Origin of the sequence: Enterobacter cloacae subsp. cloacae ATCC 13047 (assembly GCF_000025565.1) — a bacterium.
Lineage (GTDB): Bacteria > Pseudomonadota > Gammaproteobacteria > Enterobacterales > Enterobacteriaceae > Enterobacter > Enterobacter cloacae.
This window is the reverse complement of record NC_014121.1, coordinates 1,591,542-1,607,870: the sequence shown is the minus strand read 5'-3', so window position 1 is coordinate 1,607,870 and position 16,329 is coordinate 1,591,542. Positions and strand designations below refer to the sequence as shown.

The window sequence follows — 16,329 nt, the reverse complement described above, 5'->3', positions numbered from 1 at the left end:
TAATCAAGTAAAGTGAGAAGAAAACGGGGCGATTTATTAATCACTAACATTATTTAATCAAACATTCCATTCGATATAAATACCACAATCGAAGCTTTTTTCATTAGACTGTACAATAATTCTTCCCCATTCATGATCCCATTGAATTCCATACGGGGCAGTGATAATTTTAAGTTTGGGGTGCGAGGTTATTTCATTCTCAATCCATGCTGTCAAGCGTTGTTCTTCTTCAGATAAATTATTCAAATTGGCTCTTTTATTCCAATCTCCTAAAGTTTTATAAAAATTTCCAGTCTTACTTGTAAGGAATATTGAAGGGGAAAAAGAAAACACTGAGGGCCTCAATTCCAAAATGAAAGTTTGATCTTTCCAATCTATATTATCAATAGAGAAGTAATAATGGCCTATTGTCGTAAATGGCGAGAATAACTTGTAAAACTCCGAATTTTTAAACGTCTCTAAATCCTTTAATTCAAGGGGGTAGTTATCAATGGCCACCAAGCCACTATTAACATCAAAATGCATTTCTAACATATCTAAACCATCTTATCTGAAAGTGACTATGTTATATTCCAAACTATATATATCCCATGATTAAATGATTTTATCTCATATGAGACGGAAACCCGCCCCCATTCAAAGCGCCATCTCATCATGTCTGTTTCCGTGGTATCAGGCGTTTCCAGGTTTAATGATTCTTTCAGCCAATCAGACAAGCTTTTCACTGAGTCATTAAGCATATGAATATTAGTTCGCGCATTCCAGTCATTTAATGCGTTATAGTATTGACTATTTTTATCAACAAGATGAAGCATAAAAGGAAAACCATAGCACACTGGGCGTATAGTAACTTGAAATTTTTTGTCGAAAAACGCTACTGAGTCAACAAGGTAGTGATTCGGCATGATTTTATTTACAGCTTTGCGCTTGATTAATTCGTGGTATAAACCACTCTTACAAAAGCCTTCTTCAGTATCCATTCCCAAAGGCAGATCATCAAATTTCAGATCACCGGTAATCGGATTTAAATTTAATGCAATCATGTTCCCCTGCTTTACTTTTGACTGTCTAACAAGATCTTAATGATATATTCGACTTAACATGATAACAACCATATGACGAGAATTTTCCGTGTACAAATCACATTTGTTATAACATTTACAATTACATGCGCATAACAATAAAGTCTTATTGCCAATGGTGCAATAAGTCAATCCACATTTCTTTTTCCCCTGCGCTAACTTTTATGCCATCTCTATTTTGTTTTACATACTGCATGTATGTTTCATAAATAGCTCTTATCATCACCGTTTTTTCAGAGCGAGATCCTTCGATCAAAGTCATTAGTTTTTCCAAATAAATTGATGAATTCACTCTTTCGTTGAAAAAAACATTGAGGTAATCTAGTACTTCATTATATGAATCGTAATTCATGACCGGCTTCTCTGATTTCTTATTCCAATTTATTTTAGCATATCCAATTTCTGGTATGCGCCTAAAACTGTGTTTCCATTTTCCAAAGGAGCCATGTATGCAAGTGTAAATTCATACCGGAACGCTACGCATGGAGATTCTGGTTGGTCTGTACACCAGTTTAAGCAATAAAGACTAATCATTTTCTATGTCAGGAGGAGGAGTCGTAATGCCAAGAACATCTCGCCCAAATCGAATATCTTCGTTGGTTTTCTTTTTTAACTTAAGGATTATAACACTCAGTGGAGCATTATTTTTATCTGAATAAATTTTAAAGGAAAATAACTTAGTTCGGATATTAATTACTAAGACAGTTTCTTCATCAAAATTTTCAAGAGCAATAATTAATTCATCAAGACCTTCTACCTTCAACCCTGTAAGTTTTGTATTATTTTTATGCGCTTTCATTATTCGCAACTCATCTTGAGTATTGTTTATAAATGATGCACATTGAACATTATTATTTTTATTTAAAGAAGAATTATATTCATTCGGTATTTTTTCTCGCGCATAATCAATAAGTTTATTATCATTTATCATGGTAACATCACCTCAATGTAGGCTCTTAAAAGTCCTTTCAGAAAGATTTCACGTTCCTTAATGCATCAAACCACCACGAATCACCTTGTGAAGGAGTCTATTGAAAGTGCAGTGTCTATATCCGATCCATGCAACCGCGCTGTCATCTCTCTTCATTTCTGTACCTCAGAGTAATCGGCCAGGTCAAAAAATACCGAAACTGATTGTCGGGCAACCCTGTCTCACGATGCAGGAGTTCCCCCTGCATCCGCATGTTCTGGGAATATCCTGATCCCTGCGTCTCGCTCTCGCGCAGCAGCTTGCCCCAGGCACTGTTCCCCCCTTCCCAGCGCACCTGCCCTTCAATATCCACTATCCGCTCCGACATGCCGTTGGGCTGGCGGTGGAACCAGAAGATCGCCGGTGCATCATCGCCGTCAATACGCGCCAGCGGATCGTAGCTGTCCTGGTCGCTGTAGACTCAAACCACCGGTACGTTCCCGTGCATCTCGTGCAGCAGGCGGTAATGGGTTATTTTCTCAATCGCCCCTTAGAGTGGATTATCATCAGCGGCGAACAGTTAGTGAATAAAATAAAAAGAAAGACATCAAGCGTAATGCGTGATATATAAATTAAAAGCTGTAATTAATCTTTGTACTATCCTTCACAGATAAGGATTGGGACGAGTCAAGAGTCATTTATCCTGTCCGAGGCATCAACCTGTTCATCGTCCAAAAAAATGTCACAAACCACCTAAGTAAAGTAATTTTCCATTTAAAGGTTAGTCAACAAAAATAAAAGTAAATATCACGTATCAAAACTCCATCCGCTTCATCAACAGTTCTTTTTTTGACTTTATTAAATTCAGCTAAAATACCTTTTACTGGCACTTCAGGCATTGATATGTCTTCATAAAAAGCTTCCTGTTGGCTTTCCCGAACATATTTTTTCATTAAATAAACAAGATTCTCTTGTAATTCTTTTTCTGTCATCACTTTTACTCCGGATTTATACTATCTTACAAAAAAAAGAGATTACCTCCTGATGTCGATGGTAATAGCATAACCTTAGTAAAACAATACAGGATATTAATTTAAATAACAATCTTGCCAGTTTTGCTTATAAAAATTTATTGCCATACATTGAACAACTGCCTCCAAATCTCCTGTTCCTCATGAGTAAGGACTCTATAATCTTGAGTCTTCCGTCTATATACCATAAAGCATGAGTCTATAGCTCGAATAGCCACCGTTTTTTCTTTTCGACAACCCTCTAAAATAAATTGCATATCCTGGAGGCAATTATAATCAAGAATATATTTTTGAAAAAATAACTCAAGAAAACCCAACACTTCATTATAAGATTGCAAATTTATCATGGCTCCTCTGGGAAAATATCAATCTTGTCGTAATTAATAACTCTTTTTTCAGCATGCAGCTGTTGAACATTACCCTGGTCTTTTTCAGGGTATGCTTTAGTAAACGGTTCAAGTAGCGTTCCAGGTCTATCGCCGAACAATCTCGGAATTCGCAGTGCGCAGGTTCTCATCAAGACAACACGTTATGCTCCATATCATAGGACTAAAACCTATCATACAAGCCATGTTGTTGAACTGTGAAACTACAGACAACATTTACTTCCGTTGACTTATTGAATTTTAGGTAAAAAAACCTTGAGCCAGTAAAACAAAAGTATTTTTTCATCCTGTACTGGCTTTGTTGAATAAATCAGATTTCGGGTAAGTCTCCCCCGTAGCGGGTTGTGTTTTCAGGCAATACGCACGCTTTCAGGTATACCTGCTTTCGTCATTTTGTTCAGCGCTCGTACCAGGGCCATAGCCTCCGCAACCTGACCATCGTAGTCACGCAGCGTCAGTGAACCCCCGAACAGCTGTTTTACCCGGTACATCGCCGTTTCCGCTATCGAGCGACGGTTGTAATCTGTTGTCCATTTCCACCGCGCATTACTCCCGGTCATTCGCTGATTAGCCACTGCACGGTTACGGTCTGCATATTCACCGGGCCAGTAACCCGCACCTTTTCGGGGAGGGATAAGCGCGCTGATTTTCTTACGCCGCAGTTCATCGTGACATAGCCGGGTATCGTAAGCGCCATCGGCGGCGGCTGACCTGATTTTCCGGTGGGTTTGCCGGATTAACCCGGGGAAGGCCTCTGAGTCCGTAACGTTGTTCAGCGACAGGTCAGCGCAGATGATTTCATGTGTTTTACTGTCAACGGCGAGATGCAGCTTACGCCAGATACGGCGGCGTTCCTGGCCATGCTTTTTGACTTTCCACTCGCCTTCACCGAAGACCTTCAGCCCGGTGGAATCAATTACCAGGTGTGCGATTTCACCCCGGGTGGGCGTTTTGAAACTGACATTAACCGACTTTGCCCGCCTGCTGACACAGCTGTAATCCGGGCAGCGTAGCGGAACGTTCATCAGAGAAAAAATGGAATCAATAAAGCCCTGCGCAGCCCGCAGGGTCAGCCTGAATACGCGTTTAATGACCAGCACAGTAGTGATGGCAAGGTCAGAATAGCGCTGAGGTCTGCCTCGTGAAGAAGGTGTTGCTGACTCATACCAGGCCTGAATAGCTTCATCATCCAGCCAGAAAGTTATGGAGCCACGGTTGATGAGGGCTTTATTGTAGGTGGGCCAGTTGGTGATTTTGAACTTTTGCTTTGCCACGGAACGGTCTGCGTTGTCGGGAAGATACGTGATCTGATCCTTCAACTCAGCAAAAGTTCGATTTATTCAACAAAGCCTCCTGTACTTTGAAGATTATCAAAATGGTTGATAAGTGCTCTCCAGGATTTATTTTATGAGGGTTATCTTTCCTCTATATGGTATGTATCTCTATCACTCCAGTATATAATTTTATATTTACCAAATTTGATGTTTTGTTCTTGATAATACTCTATTAATTCTGATGGATACCAACCATATCCAAATAAAAAAAGAGCATCTTCGTCAACTAACAGTCTTATTATTCTTTGTTTATCCTGTTCGTCGATTACAGGTATAACCATTAATTCATATTTTAATGAAAAACCTATCATCTGCATTTTCATAATTAAACCACTTCCCAAAACACGTATTTTTATACTAGTCCCAGCCACATCAATAACAATAATCGAATTATCTGGCATCTTATTCAATTTACATTTACCCTTATAAATTGCAGTGAATAGATTTCTTACATTTAATGGCTTCTTAAGAAAGATCTTCTTCTGTTACTAATCCATTAACAAAGTTTGAAAATGAGTTTGTCAGATATCTTTGAAGTTTTATGTGATTCTCTTGCATAGTCAAATACTCATCAAAAGAATCTGTAGCAAAGTATACAATTGAGTAATCATCTAAATCCAGACAGAAGAAATTTCCTCCCCAATCATTTGCGAAGGGAAAAAGGTTTTCAGGGATCACTTGCCTATCCAACATGCTGATATAGCAACCATCAATTAAAGATCTTGGGTCATCATTTGTATGACTATTATAAATAAACGGTTTAAACCCAGCCACCTCTACTGGTTCAAAATCTTCATCATCGGCCCACCAACTTTTCTCAGGAGTGCCACCATTAAATTGCAGATAATGTGAAATGAAATCATCCGGAAGAATAATAGATAATTCCTCTTCATTTTTAGCAATATCTGCACGTCCAATCTTTTTTTCACAGTTACTGAAATGATTCATATATTATTTGGCCAGACGTTCAAAAAACTTGCGAATTTACTTAAGGTGTTATATACCAACAAACCAGATAGAATAATATTTAGTTCTTTTTGGGCTCATAATCTGTCTACAGTTTTTCTCCACTAAGTTCAACGCCCCTCCCCCAATACGGCCCCCATCCCCAAATTAAAGTTTAATGCTATTCCATTTACAGTAAGCCTTCCAGGATTTATCATCTCTGAAACTGGAACGATAATTGCAAAAAATAGTGCCTGAACAATTCCAATAGTCATAAGACGCATCAATATGCCCCCATGAACCATAAATCGGAAGGTTGATATTAGTTTTTTCTTTAAACCAATCCCTTAGCCTTTTTGTAACCTTTCCCTCTGGTTTCTTTTGCTCCCCATCGATTAACTTTGCAGGAGCAAAACTCCAACTACCAATAATAGCATTTATATCATTACATTGAACAAAATTAACAATTAAATAGATATCACCCTGTTTGTTTCCTTTTATGTCAAAGATAGTCCTATAAGAGACAGTTTTATCCCCCTTGTCTGGCCAAGGCTCCCAATTTAAACAATTACTCTCCATTATTTCTTTTTTTGTTAGAAAGGGTGTGAGCGCCAGATTTTTGTGAAAGCAAAACTCGCCAGTAATATTATCCACATACATAGACATCTCAAATTGCCTCCCAATATTACAGACTAATACATTAGATAAAGAAAAGATATTTTAATTTGCTGAAAAAAATCATTGCCGATTCCATTTTTAAATCAAGTCGGATCTTATGAAAGTATTTAGCTATTATTGTGCATTCTACTTTTAACTGCAATTGCATTATTTACAATATTACCTAATAGTTGGGTTTCCCTGAGGGAGAAGTTAGCGTATTGAGACACTGACATGCAATTTGATAGTATTTCAAGCACTTCAACAGAAATTGTATATCCTGACTTTATTATCATATCATAGTGAGTTTGAAAGAATGCGGCAGATTCATTCTTTCCATTTGCAGAAAATTCTAAAATTATTTGTTGAAGTGCATTTGCTAAATTATTTAATCTATTCATCAGGAACTCGCAAACTCTTCGCAACCTATATTTCTAGTCAAGAGGGATATTTTAGATTGTTAACTCCATGTTAAACACACACCGCAATTAAAGGATTTAATATCATAGCAAATAGTTATATCATCCCATTCCATACTCCATGTTACACTATGTTTTTCCTTTTCATCTGGTTTGCCAAGATCATATACCTCCGATACCCAGCGATATAGGAAATCTACTTCTTTGTTTAACATATCAATGTTAGAAACTTTATTCCAATCATTTATTGATTTATAATATTCACCTTATTTATAAATTAATTGCACCACAAATGGTAAGTTACTAAAGCATAATGGACGTACTATAAGCTCAAATTCTTTACTAAACCAAAGAACGGCATTAACGGTATAATAATAAGGAATTAGTCTTTGCACTTTGTTTATTGACTCAAGATATTTGTATGGTTCTGAAACTATAAATTCATCCTCCCTTTGTATCAAAAGATCTTTATTATCCAACTTAACTTTGCCATCTGCCATGTTAATTTCAAAATCAATCATATGCATCTAATCTTCCCCGGTATCAGTAGATTTCTAAATTCCTCAGGGATAAAGAATTGCATCCCTCCCCCTCGGCCATAAATGTTATTAGGCAATGCTCTTCCATATGCGACATCAACATAATAAGCTCTTACTTGCGTTCTTAAGGTACGATGAGGATCTATTTTAACCTGAAGTGCTTCATGGTAGCCTATAGCATTTCCTTTATTTTGCCTAACGGTTGGATAAGTCACTGCATATGATGGAGGAGTATCACCGTTTGGATATAATGCATGCAGAATCGTGCCTTTTTTCAGTTTCCTGTTTTTGTAGACATCTATACCTTTGTAATCACCTTGACCTTGCCATCTCGTAGCTTCTTTAGATGGATCCTTACATTTACGGCTCAACCCCCACGGATCCACCCACCCTAGAGCATTCGGCGCATACTGGTAAAGATTTATCCCCGCCCGCCAGCCCTATCGGATCCTGCTGCGTAAACCGCCCGCTGTCGGGTCATAATACCGGAAAAAGTTGTAGTGCAGACCTGACGGGATGTCGTGGTAGCCGGTCAGCCATTCCACCGTAGTGCAGACGACCGACTGTTCTCTCCCGCTCGGGGTGAAAGTATGAGTATTGATATCCAGATCTGTGGCGACAAACTTGTGGCTATTCTTCTCCAGCATGCATTGTTGCAACACTATTTGGCCAGACGATCATAAAAACTTGTGAATTTATTAAAGGTGTTAATGAGTTGCTGTTGTATGAAAACTAGCTGGGGAAACTCCCTTCCCCTGATGATCAAATATTTATCAGAACATTGTCGACAAGCTCAAAGCCTGAAACCCCCATAGTTGTGTAATTAGGATATTCAGCAACAGACAAACGCCTGATTTCCTCCTCCCCATCATATAAACCACCAGCATAATTAAATATTTTTAATTGTTTTTTTTCTTCTGTGAGATTAGTATGACCAATAATTTTCCAAATGCCTTTGCTAATATTTTGGTTGCCAGTGAAAATAACCTTCATCACTTTGCCAAATTTTTCAAAAGATAGAGATGTTAGTGAACTTTTCTCTTCAAACTCCTCCGTATCCTGTATTGATAAAATGCAGAAACCTATTGCTTGCTTAAACTTTTGCTTTGGAGCAAAAACAACCTGGCAAAGCGCATACTTCCCATTACTCATTGGAATGACAAAGATGTCACCCTCTTTATATTTTACTTTCAAAAGCCATTCCCTTTCCGAATTGATAACGCATCTTTCAATACTTCCCCACCCCAATCACTACCATAACCTGCAATATCATATTTGCTTCGTGTGGTAAGCAGCCCCTGCGTGCTGCTTGTTTCACGGTGGAGTTAGTCGCGGGTATAAGGACAGCTTATTGAGGGTAAGATTCAGCAAGGAGCGTAAGAGGCAGCCAGAATGTGTACTGAAGGTAAAGATTACATCGTTAATGATGGCGATGTGATGAACTTCTTGTTTAACGTTTGATTTGTTTTGAATGAAAAAATCCACGCCAAGGCGTGGATGTAACTCAGAGATAAACTCCTTCTTCTAATGAGTTTTCAGTAAATGTTGCTTTTGTAAAGGAAATTAGAACATCTGAGCCTTGCTTTTTATATTTAACTTCGTAACTACCAGGATCGAAAGTCATAAACTCACCTGATATAACATCTGAATCATCAGGCTCAAGATCTCCGCCCGTGATATCCTCTCCAGCCCCAACGAAAACCTTTCCAGAAGGTGCTTTTAAAAATAGCGACCCGGTATATTCATCAACATCATGCTTAATAAGTATTTTATAGACACCATCATCTCCAAGATTGAGAAATAATACATTTCCTTTATTTATTTCTTCAACTTCATCTTCTGAAAGACTCCACCAATCTGCATCATCATTAATTCTATGTTTTAATGACATCAAATCATAAATAACTAATGTTGCAGTATTTGTTTGTATGTTTAAAATTTTTGTCATTGCATAATAAAAAAGTGTTAATTTTAATAATGGGCACAATGAAAATCACCATCCGATGCCCAGATTGACTAAGAGCATTATATAATGAGTTAATCATCACAAACTGCAATAAAATAAAAATACCATCACTCACAGCCAAAAAACTAAAGGGCCAGAAATCGGTTGGCTGTCCACCCAGCATCTGCTGGCGCGTTTTGCTGATGCAGCGTCCGAGCCGCGGGTCGTACCGATAGTGTCAGCGCGTCTGGCCGTTATCCTTCTCCACGGTGTGGCCGTGGATGTCATAACGCCAGCGGCGGGACCAGCGGTGCGGCAAAGGACATTGCCGGTAAAGACGTTCCGGCGATGCAGGCGACCAGGCGGTTGTACTCGCTGCGGGTGGTAAGCAGTTCCTGCGTGCGGAAGGGAAAGATTACATTGTTAAAGATATCAATGTGATGAACTTTTTTTAACGTTTGATTTGTTTTAAATAAAAAAATACTAGTTTTTTTAAATTTAAAAAATACCTTCCTTGAGTGGACGATCTTTTATTCCCCCCCAAGGATCATCCAGCAAAAACTTCGCAGCAATTGCTTCTTTTGTCGGTACAAGAGTGAAATTATAGTAAATTTCATCCCCTTCACAAATCTCATAAAAGAGTGAATAAATTTTATCGGTTAAATCCAAGCTTAAATCAAACTTCTCAGTTGCTGAAGCGACTTGCAGTTTATGTTGATCAGTAACGGTAAAGGGCACAACAATGCAGCGTTGAGCATTTTCATCCAATTTGAAAACGTTCTCTAGTTTGATGTTGACGTTTGCTCCAAACGCATCCTCTGGCAATGGATCGAATATAACATAATCGTTATGAAGAACCGCACCTTGAGAAACATTACCTTTTCCCCACTGGCTCATTTTTTCATCATAATCTCGGGAGCGTAACAATATTTGACTATGTGAGATCAGAAGATCAACAGAATTGATATATCCAAGACTCATTACACAAAACCCTCTTTTTCAATTCTTTTATGAATGTTAATATGTATATACTTTCACCTTGAAGATTAATTTATTAAAAAAAGATAGCTAGTAATGCTTCGTGATGTTAAATTCATGATGATATTTGACAATTTTTAGTCATTGTGAAGGATATGTTGTGTGTATGATTATTTTACAAAAAACTAATTATCTCAATTCATAACAGACCATGCCGATGTCGATTAAAGGTGCTGTGGTAAATATCCGTTCCACGCATGAGTAGTGTCGTCTCTTCCCATTTCTTTGCCTCAGCGTAGTCGGTGAGATCAAAATAAATACTATACATGCGCGCAGAGATCTAATTGGCAAACTCCCTTCGAATTTTGGCTAAAAGAGAGCTTGCCAGTTTCTTTGGTATTGCTCTATCGCTTCGGCATATTTTTGTCATGATGCAACTTGCTTCATTTTTCAATGATTTTAGTTGTAGATACTTGCATCTTCAAATATTGAGCATTATAAAAATTCATATGATGTTTTTTGTTAAGGAAATAATCCATAATATTAATAGAAGCATGCATTAAAGCACTGAATGAGGTATACACATTTTTTATTGGCAACGTGCGCACCGTAAAATTCTTAACCGGCCATAAGTTGGCCTTTGAGAATCGAGGGCTATTCTTCGGGTTCATTATTTGAACCCTAAAATCCTCAATTGTGGTCGAACATTAACATATTAAATCGAATATATTAAATTAAATAACTTCCTATCTTCACTTTCAAGTCCAGATTTATATTCATCACCAACTACCTTGAGTACTTTTTCTTCATCCACAAAAAAACCTCTGTATAATATAGCAGAAATTATTTTTCCAAATACTTCTGAAGAAATATATTTTTTTAAAGTTTTAAGATCTGCCAAATTACCTCTAACAATGTAATAAGAGTAATTCATTAGGATGAAATTTGATATTAGTAGATTCTTTGTAGATTGATACTTGTCAAAACACTGCTCCAAAGCTTTATATATTGTCTTTTTGGATTTTATATATGTATTAATAAAATTTTCAGGATCGCTAAGATAGCAATTCGCATCATTAAAAAACAGATGGTAATTGCTGTCATCGTGAGTAAATAGGAAATTCAATACCGATGATTGATAATGCTTTATAGACTTAATGTCTTCAAGGTTTTTCTTGTTTTCAAATTGTGCATAAAATTTCTCAAGCAATGACAATACTGATACAGCACCATGCTGAGTAGTATTTATACACAACCCATCATTAGTAATGCAAAGCAATTTATATGAGTCATCATCCATACCCATTTCAAAACACAAAAATTTTAAAAAGTAGTTTTTTGCTTTTATTGAGTAATCTTTCTTGTTATTTTTTAAAGAAACGAGCTGATATACATAAAACAATATAAAGATATCTTTATCTATACGCTGTCGGTTATCTATTTGAAACAGATAACCTAATCGAGAAAGGAGAACTTCAAATGCATATTTCTCACCATCACTTAAGTCTAACTTATTCAATGCACGCTGTAACGTAGCTTTAGGGAAACAATTTTGCCAACGACTTAATTCTGCATGCTTTCCATTTTCTTTTTTAAAACAAACGGGGAAAAGGTCCGGTTCATCCTGAATGTAGATATATTTCCCAAAACTTTCAATCTCTGCTCTCGCATTAGTGAAGTGTTCAATTTTATGTAGAAACATTTCAAAAATCATTAAGTAATCCTCTTGCCACATTTCTTCCAATTACCTTTAGCATCTTTCTTTTCAATCTGGAATGAGGTAATTTTATCATTAAAACGAGCCAGGATATTTTTACCGATACCCTTTGCTCCTGGTTCATTTCTTTTTGAAAGAACGCCATCCTTCAGGCCGGTCTCTTTATAATCAACCTTTGATATATCACTGTGTTGATTAAGAAGCTCAACCCCAGAATCATTTACAGTCATAACTGCACGATACTTTTCATTACCAGGGTTAAATCCTGGTCGACTATCATGATTAACCCATATGGCTTTATCGCCACGATTATTAGGAACCAATCCGCCTTTACCACCGCGTTCAGCAGCTGATGCAATCGCTTCATCTTTACTCATATAGCGTATAACTTCCTCTTGTTTTAATCCCAGAGGGTCTATTCGGGTTAGACTATTAGCACCATACTGGTAAAGATTTATCCCTCCCGCCAGCCCTATCGGGTCCTGCTGCGTAAACCGCCCGCAGTCCGGGTCGTAATACCGGAACAGATTGTAGTGCAGCCCTGTCTCACGGTCCAGGTATTGCCCCTGCATCCGCAGGTTCTGGGAATATCCTGATAGCTGCGTCTCGCTTTCCCGTAGCAGCTTGCCCCAGGCGCTGTTAACGCCTTCCCAGCGCACCTGCCCTTCGATATCCGTCATCCGTTCCGGCGTGCCGTTCGGCTGGCAGTGGAACCAGAAAATCTCCGGAGCATCAACGCCGTCAATACGTGCCAGCGGGTCGTAGCTGTCCTGATCGCTGTAGACATAGGTCAGCGGCACGTCTCCGTGCAGCTCCTGCAGCAGGCGGAACCCTTCCCAGACAAACCGGGTGGTGATGGGCTTACCGGTTGCCTGTCCGCCCAGCATCTGCTGGCGCGTTTTGCTGATGCGGCGTCCAAGCGGATCGTAACGGAAGCTGACCTGCGTCTGCGGCCTGTTACGATCCCGCGGCTGGCTGATCACTTCTGTCAGGCGGTGTTCACCGTCGTACCGATAGTGCCAGCGGGTCTGGCCGTTATCCTTCTCCACGGTGCGGCCGTGGATGTCATAACGCCAGCGAATGCCGTTCAGCTGCGTCAGACGGTTGTGCGTGATCTTTTCAGCAGATCCGTCGAGCGGGTTACCGGCCGCATCCCAGCGCCACTGCTCCTGCCCGGGCAGCGTGCCGTCCTGAACGAGCAGGCGCCCGGCGCTGTCGTACTGCCAGCGGTACCAGCTGAACGGATTATCATCCCGTTCTTCCCGCACCAGGTTATTGCGGTAGTCATAATCCCAGCGGCGGGACCAGCGGCGAGGTGACGGGCGCTGGGCGTTGCCGGTGAAGACGTCCCGGCGATGCAGGCGGCCTAAACGGTCGTATTCGCTGCGGGTGGTGAGCAGCCCCTGCGTGCGGCTGGTCTCCCGGTGGAGTTCGTCGCGGGTAAAGTCGGATACCGACAACTTATCAAGGGCAATGCTGAGCAGATGCCCGCTGCCGTAGTAGAACTGTTTGAGTTCGCGGCCATCCGGCAGCGTAACGGAGGTGCGGTTGCCAAGGGCATCATACTGCCATGCCAGCTCACCGTGCTCGCCCGCTTCGCGGGTCACGCGACCAAGTGCGTCATACTCAAAGGAAAGCTCCTGCTCAGCCTCGGTACTCCACGCGTCGGCTGAAAGCGCCGGGTGCAGCCCAATCCGGGTCAGCAGCCCTGACGGGGTGTAGTGGTAGCGGGTCTGCCCTTCCGGCGTAGTGCGGGCGACCAGTTGCCCGCTCGCGCTCCAGGCAAAGGCGTGGGTGATGGCCTCCGGATGACCGGCAGCAAAGGTACGCGCTATCGTGCGCCCACAGGCGTCGTAGCGATACTGCGAGGCCACACCATCGAGCCCCACCTCCTCCAGCAAGAGCGAGTCAGGCCCCCAGCGGAACTGATACGCTTCGCCGTTTTCATTTTCAAGGGCAATCAGACGCCCTCTGCTGTCCCAGCGGCGGCGGACCTCTTCACCCTGGGTATTACGCGTGGCGGTTAAGCGTCCGGCCTCATCGTATCTGAACTCGCTTTCTTTCCCGTCGGCGCCAGCATGCTTCACCGGCAGGCCACGTTTGTTCCATTTTAGCGACTCTGTCCAGCCTTCCGGGCGATCGAGCTGTACCGGGCGCCCGGCAGCGTCGTAGCGATAACGCGTCTCTTCGCCGTCGGCGCCCGTCTCGGTCATCAACCAGCCCAGCGGATGATATTGGTAGCGGGTGGTGTGGCCAGAGCAGTCTGTCGCACGCACCACTTGTCCTGCTTCGTTGTACTCATGATGGCGGCTGTTTCCGGCGGCATCCACCTCTTCAACGACCTGACCAAACTCATCCCGGCGCAGCAGCGTGGTCTGCCCCATTGGGTCCACCACGCGGTTCAGGCCGTGATGTTCGTCGTACCAGAACCGGGTAGCGCTGCCGTCGGCTTCAATGATGGCCGTCGGTAGCGCGCGGTGTTCAAGCCAGGTCGTGGTGCGGGCATTGCCGTCAGGGTCGATCTCCTGCACCCGGTTGCCCATCTCGTCGTAAACGAAGGTGACGGTGTTCCCGAGCGGATCAATGCGTTGCGTGAGGAGCTCGTTCTCATCCCACGTGTAGCACCAGTTCTCGCCGCGCTCGTCAACGTAGCGGACGATCAGATTTTGCGCGTTCCAGTAGTGCTGACGTTTCTGACCGTCGTAGTGTTCGACGGTGGTCAACCCGGCGTCAAGATCGTAGGTGAAGCGACAGCCATCCCCGGTACTGGTGCGGTTTTCAACCACGCGCCAGTGGTCAAATTTTTTCCAGCGGTATTCACTTTCCAGCCCGCCCGGCAGACGATGCCAGACCATCAGGCCATGGTCGTTATAGCGGTATTCGCGGGTGACTACACCAGAGGCATCCGTCGCGCTCGCCAGCTGGCCACGCGCATCGTAACCCCATTGCATCAGCGGCCAGCTACGGCTGCCGTCAAAATGGCTGGCAGCGGTTACGCGCTGTGGGAACCGTTCGTCCTCATAGAGCAGGGAGACGTCTATTGCCCGCGGCTCATCGTGCAAACCGACCAGCCTGCCGTGCTCATCCCACTCCGTCAGCAGTGCGTTGCCGTATTCGTCGCTAAGGGAGGCCAGACGCAGAACGGATGGATTCACGCGTGTCGGTTTATACAGGCGCCACACCGCGCCGTCATCATCGGCTATCGCCACATCACCGCTCTCGTTGCGGCGGATGATGATACCCTCGCTGATGCTGTAGAATGCGTGGTCGACGGGTGGCAGTTCAAAGCTCAGCTCACGCCCGGTTTCGTCGAACCAGGTGGCATTGTTCTCTTCAAGCGTCAGATAACTGTCAAAGGTTGTTGCCCAGCCCAGGCCAAACAACCCTTCGCGGGTGGTCAGGCTGTTATAACTGCGCTGCCAGCGAAGCGGAAAACGCCCGGGCAGCGAGAAATCGAGCTCATCATCGTCATTCAGCACCTTCACGCCGGTGGCGGCATGAACCGGGTGCGAGGAACCAAATACGGCATTGACGGCCATATCGGCCAGCATCCCGCCCCCGGCTGCTGCCAGGGCACAGGGCATGTTTTTTAAAATCTTGCCCGGACGGCCGCGCAGCAGGGAGAGCGCAATCATCCCCAGTGCCAGCCCCGGCGTTTTGCCGCTCTTGATATCGCGAACCGTCAGCGTCTCGCCGCCGATGATCACATTCGGGGAAACGTCATCGGAAACGGTGCCTTCGCAGGTGGTGCGATCTTTGGCACGTACTGCCGGTTGTCCATTGATAAAGACGCTTTTAGAGCCTTCCGCCAGATACTGTGGTCCGGAGTGTTTTTCACACGCGACCTTATCCTCTTCCAGCGGCGATGTACCGGCCGCAGCGGAGGCCACGCTCGGCTGCCACATTTCGCTGCCGAACTGTCCGGCAGCAGAGAGCAACATGCCGGCGTAATCGGCAAAACTACCCGGTGACTGTGGCTCTGGGGGTGGCGTATCTGCGGGGGTCAGCGTTCCGGCCGCGCGTGCAGCGGGAAGGCTATTGGTGAGCACGTTGCTGGAGCCGGTGGTGATTTTACCTGCGGGAGACGGCGGGAACAGCGCATCACCCAGTCCCTCCGCGATATTACTGATATCGTCAGTAACACCCGCCAGGTTAGCCAGTACGCCGCCAACGATCCCGCTTAACAGGCAGCTGGATCCAATCGCCGCCACGCCCGCAGCGGCTGCCCCGGCCCCCAGCAGTGGTGCGGCGGCAGTTGCTGCCAGCCCTACCGCCGCGCCGATCACCGCGTAGGCGGCACCTTCCGCCACAATGCTGGTGATATCCGCGAAAATGCTGGAGTGAATAATCTCGTCACCCTTGCGGGCCGCGTTGTTATCGCTCATG

General features: G+C 43.2%; 16 protein-coding genes and 4 pseudogenes. 1 reads left to right on the top strand and 19 read right to left on the bottom strand.

Going from position 1 to position 16,329, the window contains the following annotated elements; all coding sequences use genetic code 11:
* Nucleotides 1-57: 57 nt before the first annotated feature.
* The 14 genes and pseudogenes from ECL_RS07785 to ECL_RS07720 all read right to left on the bottom strand — a co-directional run bounded on the left by ECL_RS07785 (nt 58) and on the right by ECL_RS07720 (nt 8,497).
* Nucleotides 58-534, bottom strand: coding sequence for a hypothetical protein (locus tag ECL_RS07785; RefSeq protein WP_044158298.1), 477 nt, complete (start codon nt 532-534; stop codon nt 58-60).
* A 26-nt stretch (nt 535-560) separates the two neighbouring features.
* Entirely contained in the window at nt 561-1,043 is a 483-nt protein-coding gene (locus tag ECL_RS07780; RefSeq protein ID WP_013096220.1) for a hypothetical protein, read from the bottom strand.
* Between the two features lie 145 nt (nt 1,044-1,188).
* Entirely contained in the window at nt 1,189-1,434 is a 246-nt protein-coding gene (locus ECL_RS07775; protein ID WP_014832286.1) for a hypothetical protein, read from the bottom strand.
* Between the two features lie 174 nt (nt 1,435-1,608).
* Nucleotides 1,609-2,013 (bottom strand): hypothetical protein, encoded by a 405-nt coding sequence (locus ECL_RS07770; protein WP_013096219.1) that lies wholly within the window; start codon nt 2,011-2,013, stop codon nt 1,609-1,611.
* 187 nt (nt 2,014-2,200) lie between these two features.
* Nucleotides 2,201-2,518: pseudogene (locus tag ECL_RS07765) on the bottom strand (hypothetical protein); the annotation flags it as partial.
* A gap of 259 nt (nt 2,519-2,777) precedes the next feature.
* Nucleotides 2,778-2,984: a hypothetical protein gene (locus ECL_RS07760; protein WP_013096217.1), complete on the bottom strand. Its 207-nt coding sequence runs from the start codon at nt 2,982-2,984 to the stop codon at nt 2,778-2,780.
* A gap of 775 nt (nt 2,985-3,759) precedes the next feature.
* Nucleotides 3,760-4,728: an IS5-like element IS903B family transposase gene (locus tag ECL_RS07755; RefSeq protein ID WP_013087110.1), complete on the bottom strand. Its 969-nt coding sequence runs from the start codon at nt 4,726-4,728 to the stop codon at nt 3,760-3,762.
* A gap of 95 nt (nt 4,729-4,823) precedes the next feature.
* Nucleotides 4,824-5,144 carry a hypothetical protein gene (locus ECL_RS07750; protein WP_044158306.1) on the bottom strand — a complete coding sequence of 107 codons (321 nt, stop codon included), beginning with the start codon at nt 5,142-5,144 and terminating at the stop codon, nt 4,824-4,826.
* A 64-nt stretch (nt 5,145-5,208) separates the two neighbouring features.
* Nucleotides 5,209-5,691, bottom strand: coding sequence for an SMI1/KNR4 family protein (locus ECL_RS07745; RefSeq protein ID WP_013096214.1), 483 nt, complete (start codon nt 5,689-5,691; stop codon nt 5,209-5,211).
* A gap of 165 nt (nt 5,692-5,856) precedes the next feature.
* Nucleotides 5,857-6,354, bottom strand: coding sequence for a hypothetical protein (locus ECL_RS07740; protein ID WP_044158308.1), 498 nt, complete (start codon nt 6,352-6,354; stop codon nt 5,857-5,859).
* Nucleotides 6,355-6,473: 119 nt separating this feature from the next.
* Entirely contained in the window at nt 6,474-6,746 is a 273-nt protein-coding gene (locus ECL_RS07735) for a hypothetical protein (RefSeq protein WP_126347844.1), read from the bottom strand.
* 284 nt (nt 6,747-7,030) lie between these two features.
* Nucleotides 7,031-7,291 (bottom strand): hypothetical protein, encoded by a 261-nt coding sequence (locus tag ECL_RS07730; RefSeq protein ID WP_013096212.1) that lies wholly within the window; start codon nt 7,289-7,291, stop codon nt 7,031-7,033.
* Nucleotides 7,282-7,830: pseudogene (locus ECL_RS07725) on the bottom strand (RHS repeat-associated core domain-containing protein); the annotation flags it as partial. The pseudogene ECL_RS07725 and the gene ECL_RS07730, both read right to left, overlap by 10 nt.
* A 235-nt stretch (nt 7,831-8,065) precedes the next feature.
* Nucleotides 8,066-8,497, bottom strand: coding sequence for an immunity 26/phosphotriesterase HocA family protein (locus ECL_RS07720; RefSeq protein WP_013096210.1), 432 nt, complete (start codon nt 8,495-8,497; stop codon nt 8,066-8,068).
* A 186-nt stretch (nt 8,498-8,683) separates the two neighbouring features.
* Here ECL_RS07720 and ECL_RS27670 point away from each other — a divergent pair.
* A pseudogene (locus ECL_RS27670) lies at nt 8,684-8,764 on the top strand (DUF933 domain-containing protein); the annotation flags it as partial.
* 43 nt (nt 8,765-8,807) lie between these two features.
* Here the strand turns inward: ECL_RS27670 and ECL_RS07710 are convergent.
* The 5 genes and pseudogenes from ECL_RS07710 to ECL_RS07695 form a co-directional block, all read right to left on the bottom strand.
* Nucleotides 8,808-9,251, bottom strand: a complete 444-nt coding sequence (locus ECL_RS07710) for a DUF6386 family protein (protein ID WP_044158311.1) — start codon at nt 9,249-9,251, stop codon at nt 8,808-8,810.
* Nucleotides 9,252-9,411: 160 nt separating this feature from the next.
* Nucleotides 9,412-9,652 (bottom strand): annotated as a pseudogene (locus tag ECL_RS27955) (RHS repeat domain-containing protein); the annotation flags it as partial.
* A 94-nt stretch (nt 9,653-9,746) separates the two neighbouring features.
* Entirely contained in the window at nt 9,747-10,229 is a 483-nt protein-coding gene (gene comJ, locus ECL_RS07705) for a competence protein ComJ (RefSeq protein ID WP_044158313.1), read from the bottom strand.
* A gap of 712 nt (nt 10,230-10,941) precedes the next feature.
* Nucleotides 10,942-11,940 carry a hypothetical protein gene (locus tag ECL_RS07700; RefSeq protein WP_013096206.1) on the bottom strand — a complete coding sequence of 333 codons (999 nt, stop codon included), beginning with the start codon at nt 11,938-11,940 and terminating at the stop codon, nt 10,942-10,944.
* On the bottom strand, nt 11,940-16,328 hold the full coding sequence (locus ECL_RS07695) for an RHS repeat-associated core domain-containing protein (protein WP_013096205.1): 4,389 nt from the start codon (nt 16,326-16,328) through the stop codon (nt 11,940-11,942). Before ECL_RS07695 ends, ECL_RS07700 begins: the two co-directional genes overlap by 1 nt.
* Nucleotide 16,329: the final 1 nt, after the last annotated feature.